The 9,570-nt window shown below is 70.9% G+C and carries 13 protein-coding genes; 1 reads left to right on the top strand and 12 read right to left on the bottom strand.

Going from position 1 to position 9,570, the window contains the following annotated elements; all coding sequences use genetic code 11:
- The 4 genes from CVO76_RS04330 to infC form a co-directional block, all read right to left on the bottom strand.
- A partial coding sequence (locus CVO76_RS04330) for a TrmH family RNA methyltransferase (protein WP_208740841.1) occupies positions 1-733 on the bottom strand: 733 nt, incomplete at its 3' end.
- A 45-nt stretch (positions 734-778) separates the two neighbouring features.
- Entirely contained in the window at positions 779-1,168 is a 390-nt protein-coding gene (rplT, locus tag CVO76_RS04325) for a 50S ribosomal protein L20 (RefSeq protein WP_055772447.1), read from the bottom strand.
- Between the two features lie 92 nt (positions 1,169-1,260).
- On the bottom strand, positions 1,261-1,455 hold the full coding sequence (gene rpmI / locus CVO76_RS04320; RefSeq protein ID WP_133082241.1) for a 50S ribosomal protein L35: 195 nt from the start codon (positions 1,453-1,455) through the stop codon (positions 1,261-1,263).
- 101 nt (positions 1,456-1,556) lie between these two features.
- A complete protein-coding gene (gene infC, locus CVO76_RS04315; protein WP_244186187.1) occupies positions 1,557-2,627 on the bottom strand; it encodes a translation initiation factor IF-3 in 1,071 nt (356 codons plus the stop codon).
- 341 nt (positions 2,628-2,968) lie between these two features.
- Between infC and CVO76_RS04310 the strand changes: the two genes are divergently transcribed.
- Positions 2,969-3,418, top strand: coding sequence for a DUF1844 domain-containing protein (locus tag CVO76_RS04310; protein ID WP_208740837.1), 450 nt, complete (start codon positions 2,969-2,971; stop codon positions 3,416-3,418).
- 174 nt (positions 3,419-3,592) lie between these two features.
- Here CVO76_RS04310 and CVO76_RS04305 read toward each other — a convergent pair whose 3' ends face one another.
- From CVO76_RS04305 to CVO76_RS04270, 8 genes are all read right to left on the bottom strand, one after another.
- On the bottom strand, positions 3,593-4,903 hold the full coding sequence (locus CVO76_RS04305; protein ID WP_133082238.1) for an MFS transporter: 1,311 nt from the start codon (positions 4,901-4,903) through the stop codon (positions 3,593-3,595).
- Between the two features lie 28 nt (positions 4,904-4,931).
- The gene (locus tag CVO76_RS04300; RefSeq protein ID WP_208740835.1) at positions 4,932-5,786 is read right to left on the bottom strand and encodes an SseB family protein; all 855 of its coding nucleotides are present in this window, start codon (positions 5,784-5,786) and stop codon (positions 4,932-4,934) included.
- Positions 5,783-6,541, bottom strand: a complete 759-nt coding sequence (gene priA, locus CVO76_RS04295) for a bifunctional 1-(5-phosphoribosyl)-5-((5-phosphoribosylamino)methylideneamino)imidazole-4-carboxamide isomerase/phosphoribosylanthranilate isomerase PriA (protein ID WP_133082236.1) — start codon at positions 6,539-6,541, stop codon at positions 5,783-5,785. The genes CVO76_RS04300 and priA overlap by 4 nt, the downstream gene beginning before the upstream one ends.
- A gap of 75 nt (positions 6,542-6,616) precedes the next feature.
- Positions 6,617-6,775: a hypothetical protein gene (locus CVO76_RS04290; RefSeq protein ID WP_208740834.1), complete on the bottom strand. Its 159-nt coding sequence runs from the start codon at positions 6,773-6,775 to the stop codon at positions 6,617-6,619.
- Positions 6,776-6,779: 4 nt separating this feature from the next.
- A complete protein-coding gene (hisH, locus tag CVO76_RS04285; RefSeq protein WP_208740831.1) occupies positions 6,780-7,418 on the bottom strand; it encodes an imidazole glycerol phosphate synthase subunit HisH in 639 nt (212 codons plus the stop codon).
- Positions 7,415-8,032, bottom strand: coding sequence for an imidazoleglycerol-phosphate dehydratase HisB (gene hisB, locus CVO76_RS04280; RefSeq protein ID WP_133082234.1), 618 nt, complete (start codon positions 8,030-8,032; stop codon positions 7,415-7,417). Before hisB ends, hisH begins: the two co-directional genes overlap by 4 nt.
- A gap of 144 nt (positions 8,033-8,176) precedes the next feature.
- On the bottom strand, positions 8,177-9,271 hold the full coding sequence (locus CVO76_RS04275) for a histidinol-phosphate transaminase (RefSeq protein ID WP_208740829.1): 1,095 nt from the start codon (positions 9,269-9,271) through the stop codon (positions 8,177-8,179).
- A gap of 101 nt (positions 9,272-9,372) precedes the next feature.
- The coding region (locus CVO76_RS04270; RefSeq protein ID WP_208740827.1) for a LysM peptidoglycan-binding domain-containing protein at positions 9,373-9,570 on the bottom strand (198 nt) is incomplete at its 5' end.

Genomic DNA, 9,570 nt, shown 5'->3' with positions numbered 1-9,570 from the left:
CCGGCTCCTGGAGCACGAGGCCCTCGGATCCTGCCCCGAACCGCCGCGCCGCGCTGGCGTCCTGCAGGTCGTCCAGACTCACGGCACCGTAGCCGTCCGCTGCCAGCACCGTCATCCCCGCCTCGCGGAGCCGGTCGGTCAGTCCATCGAGCTCCGCCCCGATGACGAGGGGAAGGTGGAACAGGGAGCCAACGGTGGATCTCACCGTCTTGGGGTTGTACGGGTCGACGCTGGCGCCCGTCAGGATCACGGCGTCCGCTCCCGCGGAGTCCGCCGCCCGGATGATGGTGCCCGCGTTCCCGGGATCGCGGACCTCCACCAGCACGGCGACGAGGCGGGGCTTCGTCGCGAGCACGTCCTCGAGGGGCGTGTCGACGAATCGGCAGACCGCGACGAAGCCCTGCGGGGTCACGGTCGAGGCCATCGCTGCGAGCACATCGGGGGTCGTGCGCCGGAGGGACGGCGCCCCGTCGCGGCCGAACAGTTCGGCGACATCGGGGTGCCGCTCGAGGGCCTCCACCGTCGCGTACGCCTCGACGACCACGCCGCCCCCGTCGTCGTCGCGCCTTTCGAGATGCAGCCGCAGCGCTTCGCGGACGGCCTGCGGGCCCTCGGCCAGGAACTCGCGGCGCCGGAGACGCGACGGACGCCCGGCCAGGCGTGCCACCTCCTTCACCCGGTCAGCCTGGGTGTTGGTCATCAGTGGCGCCTGGGGGCGTCCGTCTGCAGTCATCGTGTACCGGAGTGCGGGCCGTGCGGCCCGCAGCATCCGATGGACCTAGGCCGAAGCCTTGAGCGGAGCCGACGTGTCGGCCGGCAGGGCGTTCTTGGCGATCTGGACGAGCGCCGCGAAAGCAGCGCCGTCGGTGACGGCGAGGTCCGCGAGCATCCGGCGGTCGACCTGGATCTCGGCGGCCTTGAGGCCCTGGATCAGGCGGTTGTAGGTCAGGCCGTTGGCGCGGGATGCAGCGTTGATGCGCTGGATCCAGAGGCGACGGAAGTCGCCCTTGCGCTTGCGGCGGTCACCGTAGCTGTAGACGAACGAGTGGAGCAGCTGCTCCTTCGCCTTGCGGTACAGGCGCGAACGCTGTCCACGGTAACCCTTGGCGCGCTCGAGGATGACCCGACGCTTCTTGTGGGCATTGACTGCCCGCTTCACACGTGCCACGTGCGTACTCCTTTTGTTCTTCTTCGGTCACGGCCGCAGCCGCAGCGCCGCACTGATCGGTGCGTACGCTTTCCCGAGGGATGGATTGGTGGTTAGACGCCCAGCATCTTCTTGATGACCTTGGTGTCGGCCTTCGAGACGATCTGGTCGCTCGCGAGGCGGCGCGTCACGGTCGAGGACTTGTGCTCGAGGTAGTGGCGGCGGTTGGCCTGCTGGCGCTTGAGCTTGCCGCTGCCGGTCAGCTTGAAGCGCTTCTTGGCGCCACTGTGGGTCTTCATCTTCGGCATGGGAACCGATCTCCTTCTGATAGCCGGGGCGGGTGCACCCGGAGGTCGGCACCCGTCAGGTGCCTCTGGTTGTCGAACGTGTCCGGAGGGACAGGGCGGACCTAGTCCGTGCTTCCGGGCTTGGGACGGCTGGTCGGGCTCTGGGGCGCCGTCCTGCCGGCAGGCTTGGGGGTCGCCGACGGCTTCGGCGCTCCCGGCTTCGGCATGGCCGACGGCTTGGCAGCCACTGACGGCTTCGGTGCCGCTGCGGCCGGCTTGGGCGCAGGAGCTGCCTCCGGCCGAGGGGCCGGTGCTGCTGCAGCGGGCCTCGGCGCAGGAGCCGCCGATCGCGACGCCGCTGGCCGCTCGGCGGGACGCGACGTCGACCGCGGGGCCGACGACGTCCGGACCGGAGCGGCCTTCGGTGCCGCAGCAGCCGTCGGCGCGGCCGAAGGCGCAGCAGCCGGGGCGGCCTCCGGTGCACCTGCCGGCGCAACGGCCGATGCGGGGGCTTCCTGGACGGGAGCCTCCGGAGCGGCGGCCTCGGGCTCGCTCGTGATCGAGTAGCCCTCGGGCAGCAGGTCCGCGAGGGACTGCGTCAGGGGCGCCGTGCTCGCACGCGAGGTATCGACACGCTTGGTGTCGCCACCTGTCTTCGCCGCTTCGTTGGCGGCCTTGGCCTCCGCACGCTGGGTCTCCCGGCGTGCCTCCGCCTTGGCTTCGGCCTTGTTCTTCGTGGGACCGATGACCATGACCATGTTGCGGCCGTCGATGCGCGGCGACGACTCGACGACGCCGACCTCGGCGACATCCTCCGCGAACTTCTGGAGCAGGCGGATGCCCATCTCGGGACGCTGCTGCTCACGGCCGCGGAACTGGATCATGGCCTTGACCTTGTCACCGGCTCCGAGGAAGCGCATCGCGTGTCCGCGCTTGGTCTCGTAGTCGTGCGTGTCGATCTTGAGGCGGAACCGGATCTCCTTGAGGACCGTGTTGGTCTGGTTCTTCCGCGCCTCGCGCGCCTTGACGGCCGCTTCGTACTTGTACTTACCAAAATCCATGAGCTTGGCCACCGGAGGCTTCGCCTGCGGTGCTACCTCGACAAGATCCAGGTCGGACTCGGCGGCAAGTCGGAGCGCGTCCTCGATACGGACGATTCCTACCTGTTCGCCGGCAGGTCCGACCAACCGCACCTCGGGAACGCGGATACGATCGTTGATTCTTGGCTCGCTAATGTGTGACTCCTGTGGATTCTCAAACCGGAACCGCGTGCGAACGAAAGAAGGCCTCCCATTGCATGCGCAATCGAAGGCCTCGTCAACCGGTTCTGGATGGTCGGCGGAAGCGCGAGCTTCCCGCCCGCACATCGGCAGGACCGACCAGGTGACCCGGCTACCTGCAATGCGACGGGAGGTCGCACCAGGCAAACGCGGGTGGGAGAGGACTCCGCTTGCATCCCGACCACTTCCCCGCATGCCCTGTGAGGAGCACGACGAGTACCTGCGACCGGTTGGTCTATGCCAAGCTTACCAGTATGAACACCCCACACGACAATCCGCAGCACTCCTCCGATGCCGGGGCGCCACCTGCCTCCCGCCGCAGCTTCGCGGAGGAGCAGGAACACGCCGCCGGCCCCTCCGATGCGGAGCAGGACGTCCGCCGGCAGATGCGGGACATCTCCGAGGTGGCGGCCGTGGAGGTCATCGTGACGTCGGCGGTACACCTCATGAGTGCGGCCGCCGTGAAGTGCGGCCTCGGCCACGAGGAGAACGCCGAGCAGCTGAAGGACCTCGACGAGGCGCGCAAGCTCATCACGGCCCTGGCCGGCTTCGTCACGGCGGCGGCACCGGAGATCGGCTCACAGCACGCCGGACCGCTGCGCGACGGCCTGCGTTCCCTGCAGCTCGCCTTCCGCGAGGCGTCGATCATCCCCGACCCGCCGGGGCAGGGTCCCGGCGAGAAGTACACGGGCCCCGTCAACTGATCCCCCGGCCGTTGCGGGGATGATCCTGAACGAGCTGCACCGGCCGGTGCGGCTCGTTCGCGTTTCAGACGTGCGCGCGGCCCGGCGCGACCCGGGAGACCAGGCGGGACGGCCGGGGCCGCGGGACCGCAGCTCCCCTGCCGGGAGCGCAACGGACCGGCGCGGCGGCGGACGTCAGCGCGAGCGACCGGCCGCCTGGGGCGACTCCGCCGTCGCCGGTCGCTGCCCGAGGTTCCGTGCGGCGAAGCCCGCCGCACCGATGAGCGCCGAGACGACGCCCACCGCGGTGAAGCCGCCCCAGGGTCCCGTGGCGTCGATCAGCACACCGGCCACGGGAGCGCCGAGCGCGACACCCGAGGTCAGCGCCGAGCCGTACCAGCCCATCGCCTCGCCCCTACGGTCCTCGGGGACGAGATCGGCGACCTTCTCCGACGCCGCCGAGAGCACCGGAGCGCAGAGCAGGCCGGCGGGGATCGACAGCAGGGCCAGGGACAGGGTGCTGTCGGCGAAAGCCATCGGCAGCGTCAGCAGCGCCATGCCGAGCAGGAGGAGCGACGGCGGGACGGGCCGGTGCAGCGCCCCGTAGAGGAGACCGCCCACCACGGACGCAGCACACCACGCCACGAAGACGAGGCCGAGCTGCCCCTCGTTGCCGGCGTGCTCGAGTGCAGCGACGATGCCGACCTCCGAGCCGGACAGCACGAGTCCCGCTCCCGCCGCGATGACCATGACGACCACCAGCGGAACCGTCAGCCAGGGGAAGGCGCGCCGAACTCCCCGGCGGAGCAGCGACGGACGCCGTTCCCCCTGGTGAACGGCGTCGTGGGAGCCGATGAGGTCCGCTGCGGCCTCGCCGATCCCGGCCGGCGCCGCTGCCGACACGGTGACGGCATCAGGGAGTTGCTCCGAGCGCGTCGGCGGGTTGAACCACATCAGGAACAGCCCGGCGGAGGCCGTGGCGAGTCCGACGAGCGTCAGGCCGAGCACGGTGGAGACCTGCGTCGCCAGGACGACACCCACCGCCGGCCCGGCCATGAAGATGACCTCGGTCGAGATCGCGTCGAGCGTGAACGCCGTGCGCCGACGGTCGCCGTCCACGAGGACGCCCAGCGCTTGGCGGATGACCGAGAACGCCGGAAGGGTGAACAGGCCTCCGACCAGCGCGGCGACCAGCAGCCAGTGGTAGGGCAGGTGCGGGGCGACGGACCAGATGGCCGCTTCCGCGACGATGGACGGGACGAGCGCCCGGCGCAGCCCCGCGCTGTCGATCCGCCGTCCGCGCCACGGGGCGCCGACGGCTATCCCGATGGTCACGACGGCCGCGACGGCCCCGGCCTCGGCGTAGCCGCGGTCCAGGGTCTGCACCACGTGCAGCGTCAGCAGGACCCCTGCCGCGGAGTGCGGGAAGCGGGCGATCATCCCGACGATCAGCAGGGTCCGGACGGACCGGATGCGCAGCAGGTCCCGGTATACGGCGAAGTTCACGAGCTGTCCTTCTCCGCCGACGGCTCCGTCAGCGGGTGAGTTTGATGTCGAGCGAGTCGACGCGATCCACGAATTCGGTGAGTGCGAGGAGCCTCGTACGGAAGGACGACACGACGTCCCGCACCCCCTGCGGAGTCAGTCCCGCGCGGAGCTGGAGGTCCATGCGCAATTCGGGACCCGGTCCCCCACCGGACGCAATGCTACCGTCGGCAGCCCGCGTGAGGACGCCTCCACCGGGCCTGAGCCGCACGGACAGGACATCCTCCTGCACGCGCGCCGCCCCCTCGACGAGTGCGGCCAGCTCCTGGTCCTCGTAGGACGGGGTCCAGCCGGTCTGCCGGGCGAGTGCCCAGACCGCAGGACGCCGGAGGACGAAGGTCACGTCGGCACCCGGGTCGAGCACCAGCAGTTCGGCCTGCTCTGCCGCGGCGGCGAGGGCGGCCCGCGCCGCGTAGGCGGCCACGGGCCGGGCGTCCGGGTGCCAGCGTTCCAGCGCCCGGCTGGAGGAGAACACCGGCAGGGCCTTCCGCCCGTCCGGCGCGGTGAGCGTGACGAGCGCCATGTCCGCTTCCTTGTCGGCCCGGAGGCCCGAGGCGGCGTCCCCTTCCGCGTTGAGCTGGGCAACGATGGGGATGAACACCCGTGCCGTCGTCAGTGCGGCGAAGACGGCCCGTTCACCCCGTCCCGGCCGGTCGGACGTCTCCAGGAGTCCGGCCACCGCGGCGGCGAGCCGCGCGTCGGCCGCGCCGTCGTCGTCGTCGAATGCGTGCAGCGGATTGTCGGGTCCCGACAGGTCCCGCCCGGCCCACGGCCGTCCCGCGGAGTCGGCGGTGTTGCCGGCCAGCGCGGCGGCGATGTGCGCGGGCAGCTGCCTGCCGGTCACGCGTCCGCGGCGGGCAGCCCTGCCACGTCCAGGGCCTGGGGCAGGGTGAAGGCTCCGGCGTAGAGGGCCTTGCCCACGATCGCGCCCTCGAGTCCCTGCGGCACGAGCTCGCGGAGGGCTGCGATGTCGTCGAGGCTGGAGATACCGCCCGAGGCGACGACGGGACGCGTCGTCTTCGCGAGGACCTCCCTGAGGAGTTCGATGTTGGGGCCCCTGAGGGTCCCGTCCTTCGTCACGTCGGTCACGACGTACCGCGCGCACCCGGCATCCTCGAGGCGCTGCAGGACCTCCCACAGGTCCCCGCCCTCCTGCGTCCAGCCGCGGGCGGCCAGAGTGGTGCCGCGGACGTCCAGGCCGACGGCGACGGCGTCCCCGTAGCGGGCGATGGCCAGCTCGGTCCACTCGGGGTTCTCGAGCGCGGCCGTGCCGAGGTTCACACGCGTGGCACCCAGTTCCAGTGCGGCGTCCAGCGATTCGTCGTCGCGGATGCCCCCCGAGAGCTCCACCTTGATGTCCAGGTGCTTCACGACACGCTCGAGCAGCTCCCGGTTCGAGCCGCGCCCGAAGGCCGCGTCCAGGTCCACGAGGTGCACCCACTCGGCCCCGTCCTCCTGCCAGGCGAGCGCCGCGTCGAGCGGGTCCCCGTAGCTGGTCTCGCTGCCCGCCTCGCCCTGCACCAGGCGGACGGCCTGGCCGTCCGCGACGTCGACGGCGGGGAGGAGTTCGAGCGTGGGTGATTCGGAGAAGGGGCTCATCGTCTGCTTGGCTGCTTTCGTACGCGCGGCGCGGGCCGCTGGGTCGGGACGGTCGGTCTGGACAGGGTGCTGCGGCTAGTCGCCGGGCAGGGTGAACAAGTAGGCGGCGAGCAGCGAGAGCCCCGCCAGCACCAGGAAGGCGATCCACACCCAGCGCGGGAACTCCTGGCTCCGGAGGGAGTAGGCACCTCCGATGAGGACGCCGGCGGCTCCCATGAGCACGAGGCTCAGCACCGGCTCACCGCAGGCTCTCGATCCAGTTGCGCAGGAGCTGGGCGCCCGCGTCACCGGACTTCTCCGGGTGGAACTGGGTGGCGCTGAGGGGCCCGTTCTCGACGGCCGCGATGAAGCGCCCGCCGTGGTCGGACCAGGTGACCTGCGGCGGCCTCATGGCGGGCTGGTTGACGTCGAAGGACCAGTCCTGGACGCCGTACGAGTGCACGAAGTAGAACCGCTCGTCGGCGATGCCGTCGAACAGGACGGTGTCCTCCGGTGCGTCCACCGTGTTCCAGCCCATGTGCGGCACGATGTCCGCCTTGAGCCGTTCCACGGTCCCCGGCCATTCGCCCATGCCCGGCGTCCGCACACCGTGTTCGACTCCTTCGTCGAAGAGCACCTGGAGGCCCACGCAGATGCCGAGGACGGGACGCCCGCCCGCCACGCGGCGGCCGATCATCCGCAGGGCGTCGACATCCTTGAGTCCCTTCATCACGGCCGCGAACGCGCCGACGCCCGGCACGAGCAGTCCGGAGGCGTTGAGGACGTCGTCCGGCTCGGCGCTCAGCACCACCTCGGCGCCGACGTGCTCGAGGGCGCGGACGACGGAGCGGACATTGCCCGACCCGTAGTCGAGCACGGTGACGGTGCGCGCGGTCATAGCGCCCCCTTCGTGGACGGGATGCCCTCGACGCGGGGGTCGGGTTCGACGGCTGCACGCAGCGCCCGGGCCAGGGCCTTGAACTGGGCCTCGACGATGTGGTGCGGATCGCGGCCCGCGAGGACGGTCACGTGGAGGCAGATCTGGGCGTGCAGCGCGATCGCTTCGAGGACGTGGCGCGTGAGGGATCCGGTGAAGTGCCCGCCGATGAGGTGGTACTCCTGCCCGGCGGGTTCTCCCCCGTGCACCAGGAAGGGCCGTCCGGAGATGTCGACGACGGCGTTGGCGAGTGCCTCGTCCAGCGGCACCGTGGCCTCGCCGAAACGGCGGATGCCCGCCTTCGTGCCCAGGGCCTGCCGGAGGGCCTCACCGATCGCGATCGCCGTGTCCTCGACCGTGTGGTGGACGTCGATGTGGGTGTCACCGGAGGACCTGATGGTGAGGTCGATCAGGGAGTGCTTCGACAGAGCGGTGAGCATGTGGTCGTAGAACGGCACGGTGGTGTCGATGGAGGACACGCCCGTGCCGTCGAGGTCGAGTTCCACGAGGACGCTGGACTCACTCGTGACGCGCTCGATGCGGGCCGTACGGCCGCTGGCGGCATCAACTGTCATTGCATTCCTTCTGTGCGCCGGCGGTCGGCCGGGCGCTGATCGGCAGTGGTCGGGAGGGCTGGGTGGCGCGGGGCCGGGAGGATGCGGCGCTCCGAACCCTTCAAGTCTAGGAGGACCGGGCCGGGCGGGGCGCCGCGGTACCGGCTACAGCAGCTTCTTCAACGCTGTGAGGAACACCGTGGTCTCCCGCTCTGTTCCGGCGGTGACGCGCAGGGAGCCGGGAATGCCGACGTCGCGGATGAGCACGCCTGCGTCCAGCAGGCCCTCCCAGACCCGGTGGGGATCCTCGAGGCCCGAGAAGAAGACGAAATTGGCGTCCGACGGAGCCGGTGAGAGCCCGAGGTCCTCGAGTTCCCGCACGATGCGGTCGCGCTGCACCTTGATGGCCTCGACATTGGACAGCAGCGTCTCTGCGTGGGTGAGTGCGGCGTTGGCCGCCGCCTGCGTGATGGCCGACAGGTGGTACGGAAGGCGGACCAGGCGGAGGGCGTCGGTGACCTCCGGGGCGGCGGCGAGGTACCCCAGCCGCGCCCCCGCCAGGGCGAAGGCCTTGCTCATGGTGCGCGAGACCAGCAGGCGCGGTCGGCCGGGGAGCAGCGTGAGCGCGCTCGGTGTCCCCTGCTGGGCGAACTCGCCGTACGCCTCGTCCACGATGATGATGGCCCGCGCGTCCTCGCCGGCCTCGTACGCGGCCTCGACGACGTCGAGCCCCAGTGCCGTGCCGGTGGGGTTGTTGGGAGAGCACAGGAAGACGACGTTCGCACCCGAGGACCGGATGGCGCGGGCTGTCGCGTCCGGCGTCATCGAATAGGCGGACCCGCGCTCGGCGGTGATGTAGCGGGTTCCCGTCCCGCTGGCGAGCAGCGGGTACATCGAGTACGTCGGCGGGAAGCCGATCGCCGTGCGTCCCGGCCCGCCGAAGGCCTGGAGGACCTGCTGCAGGACCTCGTTCGACCCGTTGGCCGCCCAGAGCTGCTCGGGGGTCAGCCCGTGCCCGAGGTAGTCGGCGAGGTTCTTCCGCAGCTCGGTGAACTCGCGGTCCGGGTACCGGTTCAGGCCCGTGGTGGCTTCGGCGACGGCCTGGACGATGGCTGCGTGCACGTCCGCCGGTACACCGTGGGTGTTCTCGTTGACGTTCAGCAGGATCGGCACATCGAGCTGCGGTGCACCGTAGGGGTGCAGCCCGACGAGGTCATCGCGCAAGGGGAGGTTTGCCAGGGCATCGACGGAGGAGGGCACCGGTCAAGTTTAAGCGATGGCGGCCGTCGCAGCGAATGCTGCGCGTCGGGCGCCTGGACCGGCCCCGCCCGGCAGGGCGGGAACCGATGCGGGACCGGGGGCTAGCCCTCGGCCGGTATGGAGATACTCTGACCGGCCTGGACGACGGACGAGCGGAGATTGTTGAGCTCGACCATCTCCGTGACGACGTCGCGCGGGTCGCGATCGGGGGCGTACCGCACGGCGAGGTCCCACAGGGTCTCGCCCGCGGCCACGTTGACGTCGACGACGGACGAGGAGACGGGAGCCGATTCCCCGGC

The sequence above is a fragment of the Arthrobacter agilis genome, assembly GCF_002953615.1.
Classification (GTDB): domain Bacteria; phylum Actinomycetota; class Actinomycetes; order Actinomycetales; family Micrococcaceae; genus Arthrobacter_D; species Arthrobacter_D agilis_B.
The sequence above is the reverse complement of the archived record's forward strand: the minus strand, read 5'-3'. Positions and strand labels throughout refer to the sequence as shown.

Bases quoted from the DNA above. Each gene is read 5' to 3' on its own strand.
- rpmI (WP_133082241.1), bottom strand. From the start codon at position 1,455: ATGCCGAAGATGAAGACCCACAGTGGCGCCAAGAAGCGCTTCAAGCTG.
- hisB (WP_133082234.1), bottom strand. From the start codon at position 8,032: ATGACAGTTGATGCCGCCAGCGGCCGTACGGCCCGCATCGAGCGCGTC.
- priA (WP_133082236.1), bottom strand. From the start codon at position 6,541: ATGAGCCCCTTCTCCGAATCACCCACGCTCGAACTCCTCCCCGCCGTC.
- CVO76_RS04310 (WP_208740837.1), top strand. From the start codon at position 2,969: ATGAACACCCCACACGACAATCCGCAGCACTCCTCCGATGCCGGGGCG.
- hisH (WP_208740831.1), bottom strand. From the start codon at position 7,418: ATGACCGCGCGCACCGTCACCGTGCTCGACTACGGGTCGGGCAATGTC.